Here is a 17767-nt window from a genome sequence, read left to right as displayed (position 1 = left end):
TAACAGGGGGTTATTTCTGTTTATCAGTTAAATATTTTGCTAATTCTCTCCAAGTTGCTTTCCCTACGATGCCATCTACTTGCAATCCTCTACTTCTCTGAAAATTCTTAATCGCCTCTTTGGTCTTAGGGCCCAATTTCCCATCCACCGCCCCATCATAAAAACCTGCTTTGCGTAATGCCTCTTGAATATTTCTCACCGAAGGTCGGGGTAAAGTCTGAAAATCCGCTAACTTTGACTTCTCCGCTAATATCTGCCTTTCTAAATTTCTTCGCGTCTGTCTCTCTCTTTCTAACTGGATCTCCAAAATTTCGATTTCTTTCTCACTATCTTTAAGCTGTTGTTCAAGTGTTCCAATCTGGGTCCGTAATCTCTGCGTTTCTAAATCCATTTGTTTAGAAGAGGTGGCACAACCTGAGAATAAAAAACCAGCTACCACTATCAGCATTATACAATTCTTCATCTCTCCTCCTTTCTTGGGCAGTATTAATTATCAATAATTTTATGTATATGTCAAGAAAAATTATAAATTTTATAAGTACGTTCGTTTGTTTAGCATGTTAGCTTAGTCCTATTGGTTATTGCCTAATAAACTTTGCTAAACAATTACGAAAAAACCGATTTTTTACCGATGAGTGTAATTTTTAAAGATAAACGATGTCTTCCTGATGATAAAGCGAAAGAAAAAGCAACATATAGTCGCGTAGATGACGAGTCAAAAGAAAATTCTGTCTTATATGCTCCTTCCCATTTTCTCCCAGTTTCTTTGCATAATCAGGACTATTCAATAGTTGTTTCAGAGCAAAAGCTGCACCTTCTACAGAATGGCACAAAAGACCAGAATATTTATGTTTAATCTGTAAAGGAATACCTCCTACCGCTGAAGCAACTGTTGGCTTTGCTTTCCAAAGCGCCTCGGCTACTGTTAAACCAAATCCTTCCCGGAGAGATTTTTGAATAATTATGTCAGAAGCCCTTTGTAGAGCGTTCACCGTGATATCCGAATGAGGCAAAAGCAAAATATGGATACATGGGTCTTTGCCTGCTTTTTCTTTTAGCTCATCATAAACTTTCAATCCTTCCGGATCATCGGTAGCCAAACCTCCGGCTAAAATAAGTCTACACTCATTATATTTTTTAACCAGTCTATATGCCTCAATAACTCCCAAAGGGTCTTTTAAACGGTCGAAACGAGAAATCTGGGTAATTATCGGCTTATCCTGAGGAATGTTATATTTTCTCAGAACCGAATCAATTATTTCTTGAGGCAAATCCTTATTTTTATCGCTTAAAGGATCAATAGAGGGTGCAATGAGAAATTGTCGTATAGGCAAAGGCTGGGAAAAAGCAGGAGCAGAAAAAATACAGGCGTCATAATTTACAATATATCTTTTTAAAAAATCCCAGACTTTAAGGTCAGGGCGCGAGACATCAATATGACAACGCCAAAGCCACTTATTATTTCCTTTCTTCTCTACCAAGGCAATTGGCTGAGGGTCGTGAATAAAGATAATGTCTCCATCAATATTAACCTCTTTAATGTTTTCTTCACTTGTCTTAAGGAAAATCTCAAAATCTCTGTCGGTAACCTCTTCTTTTCTTCCATGCAAGACATTGTGAAATTTCTTGGTTACGGTAAAAAAATCTTCTCCTCCTTTTATTAAATCCCATCGTGCATCTATGCCGAGCTCCTTCAAAAGAGGTACCATCCGCGTTAAAATTTCTGCTACTCCTCCTCCAACAGCAGTAGAATTTATGTTCTGGATAACTCTCCCTTTAAGACTTTTGGCAAGAAGACGCAGGTCATTGATTACCGATTCTCCCACAATAGGAATATATGCTTCTAATTTTTCCATTGCCATTTATAAAATACTAAACTCTAAATTTTAATTCTCTTTTCAATTATCCTTATGAGAGTTTTTCTTAATTCTTCAAGAGTCCTTGTATAAGGATCAAATTGAGAAATCTCTTCAGCTAATTCTCTATCTCCCAACGAGGTCTCTATCCAGTAAGAAAAATCGTTTCTGCCCTTCTCCAGACGTAAACGTGCTTCAAAAATATGAAAGTATATGGAATCTATAGTAATTTTCTTTATAATTTCTACAAATTCTTTAAGGTCATAGGCAATGTAAGGAGTAGGGAGGATGAAACTTACGGATTTAACAAAATGAAATTCTTCTCCCTCATTAGCAAACTTCAATCTTGCACGTGGTTTCTCCTTAAGATAAACTTCAACCATTTCTATTATCTTCTCTCTTAAAGCACGGATGGTAGAAAATTCTAAGGTATCGATGCTCGCAAGTTTTTCTCCTAATTCATCCTCTCCCAGAAATTCTCTCACCCAGTATGCAAAATCATTAGGTGGTTCGGGAGAGAGATAAAGATGTTGTTGCAGGAATCTATGGGTATGATGATAGATAGCAGAACCTGGGATTTCTTTAATCAACTCTAATAATTGTGAAAGGTTCACCGCCCTAAAACCAGTAAGTTCCGTCAGATGCAAACGTGTATAGAATCTAAATGGTTCTTTTGCTCTCGTTAGTTCAACCATAAAAGTTTATTCAAAAATTTATTTACTTCTTGGGTATCGTATAGAAAATACTCCGCAAAACTCCTTTTGGGCTTTCCTACATAAATAGAAATTCCCTTTTTTCTAACTACCCGAAAAGCATCTTCGTCGGTTTTATCATCGCCAATATAAATCGGAAAGTAATTACCCTTTTTATTAGCAAGAATCCACTTAACTGCCTTGCCTTTATCCCATTTAACCTTTGGCATTATCTCTTTAACCATCTTCCCTTCTTTTAACTCTACATTCCTTCTTGCCTTTAATCGCTTTACAACCCGCTCAATTTCTTTCTTTATTAAAGGTATTCTACTCTTCTCTGCAAGGCGATAATGGATACTTATACTCAATCCTTTATCTTCAACTATTACCCCTTTAAAAGAGGCAAATATTTTTAATAAACGCCGCTTAATCTCTTTCAAGAGTTTTCGGTAATCATCTGAAACCAAACCTTTAAAATTTACTCCCTTCCCTTCTATCTCTAATCCGTGATTCCCGGCATAAACTATTCCTTTTATATTCACTCTCTGTTTTATTTCCCTCAATTCTCTTCCGCTAATAACCGCCAGACTAAAATTGGATTTTTTAACTAATTTAAGGAGCGATGCCCTGATTTCCAAAGACAATTTTGCTTCTTGAGGAGTATTTACAATAGGAGCAAGCGTGCCGTCGTAGTCAAGAAAAATAAAAACCTTTTTGTCCTTTATTATCCCTCTTATCTCTTCCCAGTGTCTAACCAAATGTTTCATTCCTTAAACTCAAATTTTAAAAGTTCAGAAATCACTTTCCCTGCCCAGCGATAGATATTATTAAACTCTACAATTTTACGCATCTTTAACATTCTTTTTTCTCTCTCCTCCCGAGATAAATTAACTGCTTGATAGATTTTATCGGCAAATTCTTCGGTATCGTAGGGATTGATTAAAATACTATCTGTAAGTTCTCTGGCTGCTCCCGTAAATTGACTTAAGAGTAAAACCCCATCCAAATCAACTCTTGCGGATACAAATTCCTTAGAAACTAAATTCATCCCATCATGCAAGGAGGAAACAATACAGAGGTTACCTAAACGATAAAAAGCGAGCAGTTCCGGATAGCTTAAATGTCTTCTTACTAAAACGATAGGTGACCAATATTCAGTAGCATATTTCCAGTTTATCTTCTCTACCAAAGCATTAAGTTCATCATTCAGGAGCTTATATTGGGGAATATGCAAACGGGAAATTTCTCCCATTTGTATAAAGACAAACCTTTCCCGATACTGGGGATATTTATCCAGAAATCTTCCCACCGCTTGTAATCTTTCAGGAATCCCTTTTGTATAATCTATCCGATCAAGTCCCAAACAGACAAACTCATAATTAAGTGAAAATTCTTCCCGCAGTTGTCCTATTAGTTCCTGCACTTCTTGGAAATCAGCTTTTCGGGCAATATCAAGAAAATCTACGCTTATGGGATAAGGTCTTATAAGGGTTTCGTGTCCACCTTTAATTACCGAATATCTTTCACGGTCAATCTTTGCTTCCAGCTCTCTATCTACACAACCCAAGAAATTATCGCAATTATAACGAATATGGAAACCGAGGAGGTCATTGGCAAGCAGTCCCTCTAATATCTCCTGACGGTGAGGAGCAATTCTAAAAACATCAGGACCGGGCCAAGGGATATGCCAGAAGTGTGCTGTAATAATGTTAGACTGCGCCTCTTTAAGATATTTAGGTAAAAGTGCCAGATGATAATCCTGAATCCAAACAAATGCTTTTTTACCCTTTGTCTCTTCAAGTACTGCTTTGGCAAATTTCTCATTAACTTTCTTGTAATACTCCCAATCTGATTCTCTAAAGATAGGTCGGATAAAAGCCATATGGCAAAGGGGCCAGAGGGCTTCATTAGAAAAACCATAATAATATCCCTCATCTTCTTCCTTGCTTAACCAGACTCTTTTTAATTCATACAAAGGTTCTTCGGGAGGAACTTTAACTTTCCCTTCTCTATCGGCTACTTTCCTATCGGCTTCACCAGAGGCTTGGGCAATCCAGATTCCTTTACATGTCCGCATGACGGGGTCTAAAGCAGTGATCACTCCTCCGGCACCTTTCTGACAAACAACTTTTCCTTTTTTCAGAGTATGCACATAGGGTTCACGATTAGAAACTACAATCAAAAGATAATCTTCCAGTCGCGTCTTAATCAACTCTTCTAAACTCTCTTTTGTCCACATAATGTTTTCTTTCCTTATTACCCTGTTTTTTCCTGTTCGTAATTTATTGCCCTTATGGGATAGGGAATTACAATTTTCTCTTTTTTATATCGTTTGTGCAATCTTTTAATAAATTCATGTCTAATTAAATGCTGATTTACAACCTCTTTTGTTCTTAAGATTACATTGAAATTTATACTGAAATCATTAAAAGTATGATACCTTATAAAAGGTTCAAACTCTGGAACCCCTCCCTCTACTTCACGCATTACCTCCTTGGCTACTTCAATAGTTATCTCTTCTACCTTATCTAAGTCGCTACTATAATGCACACCTACAGGAACTAACACTGCCATTTCTTTATCCGGAAGATAATAATTGGTAATTATAGACTGCGCCAGTTTACTATTGGGAATAATAATTACATTATTGGGTAGCATTCTTATTCTTGTGGCACGCCAGCCAATATCTAAGACATAACCCTCATCACCTGATTCCAATTTTACAAAATCTCCAACGCTAATCTGGTGAGTAAAAGAAATGTAAAATCCCGCAAAGAGATTGGAAAGTGTGTCCTGAAGCGCTAAAGCAACTGCGAGCCCCCCAATACCCAAAGCAGTAAGAAGCGGGGTAATCGATATCCCAAGATTGTTCAATATTACAAGTATGCCTATCCCTAAGATTACTATCCGCACAATATTCTCTGTAAGTGAAGGAAGAGGTAATCCTCCTTCTTTTTCTGAAGAATATTGCTTAATTATCCGCGTCGCAATACCTGCGATAACCAGCGTTACTGATAAAATCCCTAAAGAAAGAAGCGCCTTACCGATAAAAGTTACTACCTCGTCTGAGAAATGAGAAAATTTGAACGCTGAATAAACTGCCAACATAATGCACCAGATAATAAACGGCCCTTTAATAGAAGAAACGATAATATCATCGATGCTGGTTCTGGTCTTTTCTGTCCACTTGGTCAATCTATTTAAGATTAACTTCCTGACGATGTAACCAAGAATAAAGATAAAAAAGAAAATAACTACCGGCAATAAAACCTCATATGTCTTCTGCAAAATAATCACCTCCCTTTACTAAACCAAAAGAAAACATCTGGTGGAAACAGTATTACTATTCTTTACAACAGCTTATTCTAATAAATTATCCCTTCCTTAAAAGGGATTATCTTGAAATTTCTATATTTGTCAAGTAATTATTGTAATTGTGCTCCAAATTTATAACGGTAGATGAAGAAATTGATTGCAAAAATTTTATTAGATTAAAAACGCGTATAATAGCAAGAAAATATAACTCTTTGCATTATTTCGGGTTACAGAAGAGAATATCAAGGAGAGTATATTGCCAGAGTGGTTTCAGATTTTATGCTCTTACCTTTTTTCAATTCTACAATCTCACCTGCAGAAAGTCTTTCTCTGACTTCTTTTATCTTTATCTGCCCAATGTTCTCTTTATTTTCATAGAGGTCAAAAAGCATACCTTCTACAACCCCTTCGCTTTTACCCACATTTATAATCACGAAATTGTATTTTTCGTTAACTAAAACTATATTCGCCTGTTCGGTTCTGGGAGGAGGAATGCGTGGTGGCGGAGGTAATTTCTGAGTCCCTTCTGCTATTCCTTTCTTTACTACCACCGGAGGGAGTTCTACAGGAGAAGTTCCTGCAAGAGCTATGCGTTTTGCTTCCTTAAGCGCACTTTCCAATTCTTCTCTTACTTTATTTATCTGGCTTAACTTCTCTTCCAATAATTGATTTATACGTTCTATCTGGGTATTAAGGACATCTCTCTCTGCATCGGCTTTATCTACTTCTTCTTTTAAGGAAATAATCCGCTCTTCCAAATTATCCTTCTCTATTGCCAAGTCTGCTAACTTCTGCTCCATATTTTCTTTTTCTAAATTTGCCTTCAATATATCACGGGGAGAAGTTGATTTGGTAGTCCCACCACTTCCAAGATTCTTCTCTATGCCAATCTTATCCAGTTGAACCCCGCTTAAACGCTCTCCCAACTTCCTCCGTTCTGTCTCCAATTGGGTAATCAATAAACGGTTATTTTTAAGTTTTTCTTCTACCTCATTTATGCGCATCTGTAAATCAACCTTTTCTTTCAAAAGAGTCGCCCAAGATTCCTCTTGTGGGGCTTTTGTGTTTTGAACCATGCGTAAATCCTGTTCTAGACGTGCAATTTTTTGCAGAAGCCCTTCCCTTTCTCTCGAATAAACATTGATTTTCTGATTGAGCGAAAGATTTTCTTTGTTCAAATTTTCATAACTCAACCTCAATGCACTTAATTCATCGTTAGCCTTTTTTAACTCAACATTTAAACCTTCCAACTCTTTCTTTAAATTCAAGATATCTTCCTCACTCTTCTTAAGGCTCTCCCGTAAGGCGTTATTTCTAATGGTCCACAATTCACGGTCTTTATTATATTGATTGGTAATTTTTCTTTTTTCCGAAGCAAGATAAAATAAGGCAATAGCCATTACAAAAAGTAAAAGCACAAACACCGCAGTTAAGAGTGTGCGAAAAATTTGCCTCATCGTCTTAAATTGTTAAACTGCTAAATTGTTATATATTTAAACTATTGTTATTTATTATGTAGTCCTTCGCAGAAGTTTCAGACTCAGCAAAGGCTTTCTTTCAATTACAACTGCCAATATAAATTTCTTTATGTCTTCAAAAATCAAGAATAAGCTGGGAATAATAAAAAGGGTCAAAAAAGTAGAACTTGTCAAACCTCCCATAACGGTAATCGCTAGAGGAGACCAGAGACTTGCGGACTCCGAACGGTCAAGGGCCATCGGCGTAAGTCCCAATAAAGTAGTAATGGTAGTCATAAGTATCGGACGCAACCTATCCTCTCCCGCAAAAATCAAAGCTTTGAGTAAATTATACCTTTTATGCTTCTTATTTTGCAATTTTAAATTAATAAAATCAATTAAAACTATGGCGTTGTTCACCACAATTCCCCCTAACATCATAAATCCAATCAGCGCGCCAATATTTATAGAAGTATCCGTAATTCGCATTATAGAAACCACACCAATCGCTGCCAAAGGAACTGTCATCATAATAATTAACGGTTGAGCATATGACTCAAATAAACAAGCCATTACTAAGTATACCAAAAATAAAGTTAAAAATATAGCAAAAGTAAATTCTTTCTGATTTTTCAACATTTTCTCATAATCACCACCAAAGCGATAAAAATAGTCTTTGGGAAATTCCACGCTCTTTAAGGCCTCTTTAATTTTCTCACCCGCTTCTTTCAAAGACATAGAACCTCTGCTTCCACTCACCTGAACCATCCTCTGTTTATTCTTGCGCCAGATTTCACTCGGACCGATATCAAAACGAAAATTCGCAATCTGGTTAAGATAAACACTATTTCCATCGCGAGAGGTAAGAATAAGACGATGTAAATCTTTAAACCGCCGACGGTCGTCTTCATGAAGACGCACTACTATTTCCACCTCTTTTGCTTCCGTATGGTAATAGGTAGCACGCAAACCACGCATCTGTCCATGAATGGTGGTAGAAATATCTTCGATATTTAACCCAAATGAAGCTGCTTTTTCTTTATCAATAAATAATCGCAGTTCTGGCCGTCCTTCGCGCATTCTTATCTTGACATCGGTCATTCCTTTTACTGTCTGGAGTTTACTTGCCATAGCAATGGCAAGATTCTTCAATACTTCATAATCATAACCAAACACATCTAAAAAAACTTCCCGTGTCCCTACTTCCTGAGGTTCTTCAAAATAGATGAAGGCATCATAGTAACGTTCAATCTCCTCAGTTCTGGGACGGAGTTCATTAATAATCTCCTGGGTAGACCTTGCACGTTGGGCTAAAGGATAGAGTCTTACATATATTTTTGAAGACCAGCGCTCAATGCGCGAAGAAATTGTTCTGACTTCAGGAAGCTCCTTGGCTACCCTTTCTATCTGCTCTACGCACTTATCCGAAACATCCAATTTCGCTCCCACCGGTAATTGCACATGGATGGTGAATTCATTTTGTTCTGTTACTCCGATAAACTCGGTTTTTAAATTTTTCCCCATCTTGAGAGCAAAAATAAAAAGCAGGAAGGCAACGAGCACTATTGCATAACGAAAATGGAGAGCTTTAGCTAAAGCGTTTCGATAAAATTTCTTTATTTTTATAAAATATCTCCTCGCACGGGGAACATTTTCTATCTTCCTTCCGTATGAACGCATCACTAAACGCGAACCCAAAAGCGGTATAAAAGATATTGCCACAAACAACGAGGCAAGCAGGGAAAAAACCACCGTTAAGGAAAGCCCTACATACAGAAGTCTAATCTCTTTATTTACAAAAACAATCGGCAAAAAAACTACGATCGTGGTAAGGGTAGAAGCAGTTATCGCCAAAGTTACTTCAGAACTGCCCTCTTCTGCAGCCTTTTTCTGCGAAAGGCCGACTTCTCTTTTTTTAAAAATATTATCCAAAACCACGACAGAATTATCCACCAACATCCCTATGCCTAAAGCAAGCCCACTCAAAGTCATAACATTCAAAGTAAGTTTAGCAAAAAACATAAAAGCAAAAGTAGCGATGACAGAAACCGGAATAGAAATACCAATAATTAAAGTTGATTTCAAATCCCACAAGAAAAAGAAAAGTACTATAATCGCCAAAATACCTCCCCAGAAAAGTGAACTCTTTACCGCAGAAATAGCATCACGAATTGCCTCCGCTTGATTGTAAGTCAGTTTCATTACAATATCCTTAGGAATAATGAAGCGGGTTTCTTCAATTTCTTTTTTTATCGATTCAACTACCTTAACGGTATTAGCAGTTGATTCTTTCTGGAGATACAAAGAAACTACCGGCTGGATATCCACACGTGCCAAATCTATGGGTTCAAGAAAAGAGTCCTTCACAAAAGCAACATCTCTAAGTCTGATTACTGAACCCTGATGAGAAACCCCCACTCCCAAATTCTCAATATCAGAAATATTTTCATATTGTCCCATCGTGCGAATAAGAAATTTATCTCTTTCCCTCTTTATCTCTCCCGCCAGAAGATTAAGATTGTTCAAATTTAAAATATTAAGCACACGGCCTAAGGGAATCCCGTATCTCTGTAAGTCATCTTGTCTTGCCTCAATGAGAATTTTCCTTTCTCTCCCTCCCACTACTTCCACATTAGCCACCCCTTCCAAACGCTGAAAACGCTCTTTTATCTTCTCATCTACCAAGCGTCTTAAAATTTCCGGAGTATAACCTATTCCGGTAACGGCAAGAATAACTATTGGAACATCAGTCTTTTGATATTTTGCAATCACTGGCTTTTCAATTTCTCGGGGAAGTTTATCAACAATACGTGAAAATTTTTCTCTCACCTCTAATGCGGCAAAATCCATATTGGTTCCGGGCTCAAACCTTAAAACCACCCGCGACTCTCCCTCCTCAGAGATAGAAATAATTTCCCTTAAGTGACTCACACCACCAACCGCCTCTTCCACTGGCTTAGTAACCAGCATCTCTACATCAGAAGGAGGAATTCCTCCTCGAATCTGAATAATTATGGAGATATCTTCAAAAGCTACATTGGGCATCATCTCTACAGGCAAACGCTGTAGGGAAACTATGCCTACAAGAATTATTCCCCAGAAAACCATGGTAAAAGTAACTGGCCGATGAATGGATAATTTTGGCAGATTCATTTTACTTAATGTTAACTCCCTTTGGTTCGTTAGCTCGTTCAGTCAGTTCTGTTCTTCGGGTTCGTTTTCCTGAATTACGGTTTACGATTTACAAATTACATCGCCCCAAAGGAACGAGAGTTTCTAGTTTTAAATTTCCTGTTTCAAGCTTCGGATTTCGTGCTTCGAATTTATGTCAGTTCATACCATCTCCCCGGTCCTGCAGGACCTTTAGCACGGATAAAACCTTTTTCTACCAAAATCTTAATATCCCGTGCAGCAGTGGGCATAGAAACATTAAATAATTTAATATAATCTTTGCGTGTAAGACGAATTTTTGTCTTTAACTCTGCTAAAAACTTTTTCTGACGTTCGTTCAATCCGCCGAGTTTCTCCTCTTCCACTAAAGGAAGTTTCTCTTCGGCAAAAGGAATGCCGGAAATTTGAGGAACTGTTTCTTTCTCAGGTAGTATTTTTACCTCCGGGGTTATTTCTACAGGAATGGGCTTTACGCCTTCGTGAATTATTTCCGGCGGCTCAATCTCTACTAAAACCTCCTTCTTTCTAAAGAGGGCAAAGAATCTAAACACGATTAAATAGAGAGCTGGAATCACCAAAAGGGTCAAGAATGTTCCGGATAATAGCCCTCCAATAACCGTAATTGCCATCGGCGCACGCAATTCAGCTCCCTCTCCTAAACCCAAAGCAAGCGGAAGTAGTCCCAATATTGTAGTCAACGAGGTCATCATAATCGGACGCACCCTCTGTAATCCTGCCTGGATTAAAGCCTTCTCTACAACCATCCCTTCCTTACGGAGGCTGTTTATCGTCTCGATTAAAACAATTCCATTATTAACCACAATTCCTCCCAACATAATCGTTCCTAAAATCACCACCGAATTTAAAGTGGTACGGGTGAAAAATATTGCCAAGGCAACACCGATTATTGATAGAGGAAGATTGAACATAATAATAAACGGTTGCCATAAAGATTCGAATTCCGAAGCCATAACCATATAGTTGAGAATAAGTGAAAGGATAAGGGCAAAACGCAATGATTTAAAAGATTCTTCCATATCCTTACGCTCGCCTCCCAACTTTATAGTAAATCCCTCGGGTATCCTGTAGCGGGATAAAGCAGATTCAATGTCCTTCGCCACTTTATCAAATCCACGTTTATAAATATTAGCAGAAAGGACGATTACTCTCTGCTGGTCTAATCTTTCAATCTGACTTGGACCGGTTCCGGAAACAATATAGGCAACATCAGAAAGCGGAATATCCACATCAAGCGCATTAGAATGAATCAATATCTGCCTTAGTTTATTCATCTCATTCCTGTCCTCTTCCCTCAATCGCACTCTTATATCATATTCCTGCCCCATTTCTTTAAACTTGGTGGCGACATGTCCTTTGATAGCCACTTGGGCAGACATAGCGATATCGTTTACCGAGAGATTATAGTAAGCTGCCTTATCTTTTAAAACATTGACTTTTGTTTCAGGATGGGGAGGAGCGAGTGAGGAAGTAACTCCATAAACCCCAGAAATTCCTTGCAACATTTTCTCCATATCTTTGGAAATTGCTTCCAGAGTTTTTAAATCATGCCCTTTTATTTCTAAACTTATGGGTTTACCTGCCTGAAAAGCCATCTTGAACACACTTTCTTGCAAAATATACTCCAGACGCGCTCCTTCCAAATTTGCATGCGCCAATTCCTCCTGGAAAACATTAATTATCTCTTGCGTCGAGCGATAACCAGGGTCCCGGCGATTCACTTTCTTTAAATTCACAACAAAGCGTGCTTGGTGCGAACCCATCGTCTCCACCACTTCACCGGTTCTTTCCTCACGTGTAGAACCGATAGCCAAACTTACGCCTTCTATATCGGGAATACTTAAAAGTGCTTTCTCCACCTCTCGGCATATTCGGTCGGTTACTTCTAATTTTGTTCCGGTCTGCATCTCTAATTTCAGAACAAACTGCCTCTCATCAATTTTGGGCAACAATTCTCGGTCCGATTTAGCAAGCATCCCAATACTCAAAATAAAAACAAGTCCAATGAGAAAAAGACCTATAAAACGAAATTTTAAAAAAATAGCAATTAGTCTTGCATAGGCATTACCGATCTTTAAGAAGAATTTTGGCTCTTTTTTCCTTACCTCTTTACTAATCTCTATCTCTTTTTTTTCGCTACCTATTGCTGCCAGACGAGGAACAAGCGTCAAAGCAACAACCAAAGAAATAAGCAAAGAGTAGGTAATGGTCAAAGCCATTTCTCGGAAAAGTTGCCCGGCAATTCCCACCACATAGATTAGGGGAACAAAAACGACAACGGTAGTCAATGTCGAACCGGTAATTGCCGAGCCCATCTCGGTTGCTCCCAAAATAACTGCTTCCCTAAATCCTTTGCCATACTGTTTGCGATAACGATAAATGTTTTCCAAAACAACGATGGAATTATCTACAATCATTCCCACTCCTAAAGCCAATCCTCCTAGGGACATCATATTGATACTTATGCCCTGAAAATACATCATGCACAGCGCAGCCATAATGGAAACAGGTATGGAGAGACTGATAATCAAAGAACTACGGAACTCGCGCAAGAATAACAAAAGTACTAAAAAGGCAAGCACGCCTCCCTGCCAGGCATTTGTCTTTAAATCCTGGATGGAAGCGCGGATAAATTCCGACTGGTCATAGATAACTTCTACATTCAATTGTTTAGGAATTCTATCTTTAATCTTCTCCAAAACCTCTCTTACCTTACGTGCGGTAAGCACAACATTGGCATCCGCCTGTTTCATTACCGAAACCGTCACATTGTCTTTGCCGTTGTAGCGGGAGATGGAGGTTTGTTCCTTCCAAGCATCTCTTACCGTGGCTAAATCGGAAAGAGAAATCAGGCGTCTATCTTTTTCTTTCTTCTCTCTTTCCTGCAAGAACATTTCGTAACGAGTCTTTGGTGGGTTGGGTTCCATTGCTTCGATTACCACACTCTTTACTTCATTAACCCTTTCGAATTCTCCCATGGTGCGAATCAGATACTCAAAAAATGTCTCCTTTATTGTCCCTGCAGGAAAAGAAAAATTTGTTTCCTTCAAGGCATTAACAATGCGCAAAATAGGAATTCCGTTTGCGGAAAGTCTTCCTTGGTCAACTTCCACGATGATTTCCCTTTCCCATCCTCCGGTAATGTTTGCGGAGGCAACACCCTCAATTTTTTCTATTTCATCTTTGATTACCTTACGGCAGACCTCGCGTAATTCCAGAGGGCTGATTGGTCCGGTAACCGAAAGAATCACTACCGGAAGTTCAAAAGGATTATATTTCATTACAATCGGGTCTTGCGCGCCTAAGGGAAGTCTTTCTTTAATTAAATCAATTTTCTCCCGCACTGCCAAAGAAGCCAAATCCATATTGGTTCCCCAGTTAAATTCTAGAATAATTGTGGAAAGACCCTCTTTGGAGATAGAAGAAATGCGTTTAAGATTAGGTACAGTACCTACCACCTCTTCAATAACTTTGGTGATAAGAATCTCTACCTCTTCGGGAGCAGCGTTTTCGTAAACGGTAACTACTGTAATCTGGGGATAAGTAATGGCAGGAAAAAGTGCTTGGGGAAGTCTTGTCCAGGAAATGTATCCTAAAAGCGCCACTCCCAGAAAAATCATGGTTACCGTAACCGGCTTTCTTACTGAAAACTCAGGTAATCTCATCTTCGCAAATTAAATCAACTAATTGACTATTTAACCTTTTAACTATTTACCCATCTAACCAATTTAACTATTTAACCAAAAATACTATTTACCCGAGGCCAATTTCTCTTGGGTCTCGGTAATCTCCACAGGAGTTCCGTCTTTTAATTTCTTTAATCCCGGCGTCTCAACAATAACCAATTCCCCTTCTTCCAATCCACGGGCAATCACTGCATAGTCTAACGTGGCATACTCGGTAAACACTTCTTTATTCCTTACCCGATTATCCTTAACAACGGGAACAAAATATCTTCTCCCTTCTACTGACAGTGCGGTGCTGGGAACAACCAAGGCATTCTTTTTCGTATAGACCACAATCCTTGTCCGGGCAAACATTCCTGGAAGAAGCGTCGTTTTGGTTTCTATAAGTCTGATGCGTACATTCAAGGTGCGGGTACGTGCTTCTAAGTTAGGAAAGATATTTTCTACTACTCCATAGAAATCAGTATAGGGATAAGCGTCAACATTTACAATGACCCTCTGACCCGTCTGAACTTTACCTATATCTTTTTCAATCACCCCCACTTCAATAAAAGTATTCTCTTCACTAAAAAGCGTTCCCAAACGTTCATTGGGGGTAACAAACTCTCCTACATCTAGGTCCCGGGGGCCCATAATCCCATTTTGAGAAGCATAGAGATTAGTCTTTTCCAGTCTTGATTTAGCCGATTCTACTTCTGCCTTTGCTACTTTGGCTCTTTCTTCTGAGGCTTTGACTTCTGCTCTTGCTTCTTCCACCCGTGCTTCTACAATTGCCCCTACTTCATACAATTTCTCAATAGTCTCTGCACGTTTCTTTACTGCTTCTGCCTCTGCTAACGCCGCATTATATTTTGCCTCTGCCCAAGAGAGTTCTAACTGGGCATCTTTTTGGTCTAACCGGGCAATAAGCTCTCCTTTTTTCACCCGCTCTCCTTCCTTAAACCGGATTTCTGCCACTCTGCCATTTATCTCAAACTTCAGGTCTATCTCCGGAATACTCCTTACTGTTCCCACAATGGGCAGTTCATCCTGAAAATCGGTGCGGGAGATTTTATAAACTTTAACGGGAATTTTCTCTGCCTCACCCGTGCCCATCAGCAATTGTTCCAAGGCAGAAGGAATCTGAGGTGCTTTTTCCTCTTTTTTCTTCTTTTTTTCTTCCTTTTTCACTTCTGCGCCCCGCGTAAGTTTGGGACTAACCTTAGTAGCAGTAGTCCTCCCTTTTGGGGGTTGCGGAGGTGGCTTGGCTAATTTCTTCGCTAAAACCATCACTAACACCACCATAAGTATCAAAATTACAATCCTTAAATTCTTAGGAGACATTTTTGCCATTTTTCTCCTCCTTTTGCTAATTTTTGATTTTACCTAAGGTATTACCTTTACTTCATCCCCTAATCTAATTTTCTCTCCTGCTTCCGCACGGGCAATCCTACAAGAAGAAGTAGCATTTTTGGTCTTACTGACTTTTAATACTCCCACCTTTTCCTTCCGGCGATACACCCACAACTCTGCTCCTTCTCTTACACCCTGGTCCTGACCGAGATTAATGATGGCAAAACCACTTTCGTTATTTACCGCAATAATTTTCCCTCCGGGAAGGTCCTCAATTTTGACTATTTTCTCGCCCTTAGGAAGAAAAACTTCCTTATGCAGTTGGGTATAATCAAGTTCCTCTGTTCCCGCTACCCGATGCCAGAATATTTCCGGAGAAGCTCCTTGAATCAACTCCGCATATTTATACAGACCGCACGCTTTTGTAAGCGTGCTCAACGCCCCATAGTAATTGGCTAAGAGATTATTGTAATATGCTTTTTCCGAAGCAAGGGCAATCTTTGCTTCCAGCACATCAGAAATACCTGCCTCATTCAGTTTCCAGCGCGCCTCCGTCACATCCACGCGCTTCTTCTGAAACTGGATACGTTCCCAGACATTATCTAATTGATAAAGGGCTTTCTGATACTCGTTAAAAGAACTGACCACTTCTGATTCCACAGTCTTTTTCACCTCCCACAATTCATTCACCGCGCGCAGATATTCTACGCTGGCTCCTTTTTTCTCTGATAAACGACTAAGTCCATCTAAGAGATTAAACTCTGCAGAGGCGCTTATACTCCCGGTTTTTTCCTGGGAAAGAGAAAGCCGAGGAACCGTCTCTTCCTTGACCAGGGAGGTATTTAAGGTATTCCCTCCAAATGCCTTGCTCAGTTTAAGCCCTAGAAACCAGTCAGATTTCATCTTTAACTCTTCAGTATCATAGGCACTTCCCGTAGTGCCCAAATATCCGCTTAGACTAACTTTAAGTTTCTCTTTGGAATCTGCTGCTTTCTGTCCTAACTCATTAAAGCGGACAATCAACTCATTAATGGATAACTCTGGCCTCTTCTTAAAAGCAATTTCCTTGCACCGTTCTAAGTGTAAATTAAGCTTTTCAAATTTTAACCAGCCTTCAAGCTCCAGCGTAACCGTGGGGTCTAAGTTTAGCACTTGTTTGAAAGTAAGCTCTGCCAAGGTGCGGTCTTTCTGGGCAGCCACCAGCTGGTATTTAATCTGGCTATAGAGGGACTGGACATTGAGGAATTCCAACTGGGTAATTAATTTCTTTTCATAGTGGTTTTTGGCCATTTCCAAAAAATCATTTGCTTCCTTAAAAATATCTTCATAAATTTTTGCATTCATAATATAAATCAGTAAATTGTAATAGGCGCGTTTCACTTCCAGCATATAATCTGCCTTTATCCGCTCATACTCGCGCTGAGCAATATCCATATTAACCAGAGCCTGTTCCAATTTATAACGCAGTTCTCCTCCCTGGCTAATGGGTTGTTCCATCTGAATCCCAAAGGATTGTTCCGTAAAACTGACATCCCTTACGGAAGTATCACCGCGGGTGCGTCCAGCCTTAATCACCGTAATCGGGAAAAGCATTCTTCTTGCTTCGCGCACCTTTATCTGTGCCAGTTCCACCTGTTCATAAGCGATATGGAGTGGTTTGTAATTGGCAAGGGCAATGTCCATCCATTTTTCCCAACCCTCGGTTTCTTCCAGAAATCTGGGTTCTAAATTTACTAAAGGGGTTTTTACTTCTTTCTCCTCCGTTATCTCTTTCGTAGGCACAAAACCCGGTAAATCCAAATCTACGATAATCCGGTTATTTTGTTTAAGCACTTTATATTTAACTTTTTTCTTTAGCAAAAACTCTATCAAATCTACTTTTGCCCGTTCTCCTTCTTTTTCTGGAGGCTTGCCATACCAACGCAAGTTCACCGCCCTAAGTTGTGATTTATCTACCACAAGATGAGAAGGTACTCTAGAATGGGCATAAATATCTGTACCGATGAGGTCAACAATCAGCCGTGGAGGAAGGTCGGTTTCATACACTGAATATTCTACTGGTTGGTCGGTCAAGATAATCAACCGTATCCCTTCATTCCGTTCTTTTAGCTCTATACTATCCAAACTCCTTTCCTGTTTTTCTCCCTTCACCTTACTTGTCCAGAACAATAAAAAAAGAAACCCGATGAAGGTTCCTTTCCTTAATAAACCTTTCTTCATTTCTCCCTCCTGTTTTAAAG

General features: G+C 39.1%; 11 protein-coding genes. All 11 read right to left on the bottom strand.

The genetic code is table 11. The features are described 5' to 3' along the window. Positions 1-10: 10 nt before the first annotated feature. The 11 genes from NC818_00335 to NC818_00285 all read right to left on the bottom strand — a co-directional run bounded on the left by NC818_00335 (position 11) and on the right by NC818_00285 (position 17747). Positions 11-463: a peptidoglycan-binding protein gene (locus NC818_00335; protein MCM8783217.1), complete on the bottom strand. Its 453-nt coding sequence runs from the start codon at positions 461-463 to the stop codon at positions 11-13. A 181-nt stretch (positions 464-644) separates the two neighbouring features. Beyond that, positions 645-1856, bottom strand: a complete 1212-nt coding sequence (locus NC818_00330) for a glycosyltransferase (GenBank protein ID MCM8783216.1) — start codon at positions 1854-1856, stop codon at positions 645-647. A gap of 23 nt (positions 1857-1879) precedes the next feature. After that, positions 1880-2551: a DUF5752 family protein gene (locus NC818_00325; protein MCM8783215.1), complete on the bottom strand. Its 672-nt coding sequence runs from the start codon at positions 2549-2551 to the stop codon at positions 1880-1882. Continuing rightward, a complete protein-coding gene (gene otsB / locus NC818_00320; GenBank protein MCM8783214.1) occupies positions 2539-3315 on the bottom strand; it encodes a trehalose-phosphatase in 777 nt (258 codons plus the stop codon). Before otsB ends, NC818_00325 begins: the two co-directional genes overlap by 13 nt. Then, on the bottom strand, positions 3312-4787 hold the full coding sequence (locus NC818_00315) for a trehalose-6-phosphate synthase (protein ID MCM8783213.1): 1476 nt from the start codon (positions 4785-4787) through the stop codon (positions 3312-3314). Before NC818_00315 ends, otsB begins: the two co-directional genes overlap by 4 nt. Positions 4788-4804: 17 nt before the next feature. Continuing rightward, entirely contained in the window at positions 4805-5836 is a 1032-nt protein-coding gene (locus NC818_00310; GenBank protein MCM8783212.1) for a mechanosensitive ion channel family protein, read from the bottom strand. Positions 5837-6105: 269 nt separating this feature from the next. Then, positions 6106-7320, bottom strand: a complete 1215-nt coding sequence (locus NC818_00305; GenBank protein MCM8783211.1) for a hypothetical protein — start codon at positions 7318-7320, stop codon at positions 6106-6108. Between the two features lie 54 nt (positions 7321-7374). After that, on the bottom strand, positions 7375-10473 hold the full coding sequence (locus tag NC818_00300) for an efflux RND transporter permease subunit (protein MCM8783210.1): 3099 nt from the start codon (positions 10471-10473) through the stop codon (positions 7375-7377). Positions 10474-10643: 170 nt separating this feature from the next. Then, positions 10644-14174, bottom strand: a complete 3531-nt coding sequence (locus NC818_00295) for an efflux RND transporter permease subunit (GenBank protein MCM8783209.1) — start codon at positions 14172-14174, stop codon at positions 10644-10646. Positions 14175-14258: 84 nt separating this feature from the next. Then, on the bottom strand, positions 14259-15527 hold the full coding sequence (locus tag NC818_00290; protein MCM8783208.1) for an efflux RND transporter periplasmic adaptor subunit: 1269 nt from the start codon (positions 15525-15527) through the stop codon (positions 14259-14261). A 33-nt stretch (positions 15528-15560) separates the two neighbouring features. Further along, positions 15561-17747 carry a TolC family protein gene (locus NC818_00285; GenBank protein ID MCM8783207.1) on the bottom strand — a complete coding sequence of 729 codons (2187 nt, stop codon included), beginning with the start codon at positions 17745-17747 and terminating at the stop codon, positions 15561-15563. Between the last annotated feature and the right edge of the window lie 20 nt (positions 17748-17767).

The sequence above is a fragment of the Candidatus Omnitrophota bacterium genome (assembly GCA_023819145.1).
Classification (GTDB): domain Bacteria; phylum Omnitrophota; class Gorgyraeia; order DTHP01; family DTHP01; genus JBFWKV01.
The sequence above is the reverse complement of the archived record's forward strand: the minus strand, read 5'-3'. Positions and strand labels throughout refer to the sequence as shown.

What these genes read in the sequence shown, in the direction of transcription:
- NC818_00295 (MCM8783209.1), bottom strand. Translation starts at nt 14,174, where the DNA reads ATGAGATTACCTGAGTTTTCAGTAAGAAAGCCGGTTACGGTAACCATG.
- NC818_00325 (MCM8783215.1), bottom strand. Translation starts at nt 2,551, where the DNA reads ATGGTTGAACTAACGAGAGCAAAAGAACCATTTAGATTCTATACACGT.
- NC818_00300 (MCM8783210.1), bottom strand. Translation starts at nt 10,473, where the DNA reads ATGAATCTGCCAAAATTATCCATTCATCGGCCAGTTACTTTTACCATG.
- otsB (MCM8783214.1), bottom strand. Translation starts at nt 3,315, where the DNA reads ATGAAACATTTGGTTAGACACTGGGAAGAGATAAGAGGGATAATAAAG.
- NC818_00315 (MCM8783213.1), bottom strand. Translation starts at nt 4,787, where the DNA reads ATGTGGACAAAAGAGAGTTTAGAAGAGTTGATTAAGACGCGACTGGAA.
- NC818_00290 (MCM8783208.1), bottom strand. Translation starts at nt 15,527, where the DNA reads ATGGCAAAAATGTCTCCTAAGAATTTAAGGATTGTAATTTTGATACTT.
- NC818_00305 (MCM8783211.1), bottom strand. Translation starts at nt 7,320, where the DNA reads ATGAGGCAAATTTTTCGCACACTCTTAACTGCGGTGTTTGTGCTTTTA.
- NC818_00335 (MCM8783217.1), bottom strand. Translation starts at nt 463, where the DNA reads ATGAAGAATTGTATAATGCTGATAGTGGTAGCTGGTTTTTTATTCTCA.
- NC818_00285 (MCM8783207.1), bottom strand. Translation starts at nt 17,747, where the DNA reads ATGAAGAAAGGTTTATTAAGGAAAGGAACCTTCATCGGGTTTCTTTTT.
- NC818_00330 (MCM8783216.1), bottom strand. Translation starts at nt 1,856, where the DNA reads ATGGAAAAATTAGAAGCATATATTCCTATTGTGGGAGAATCGGTAATC.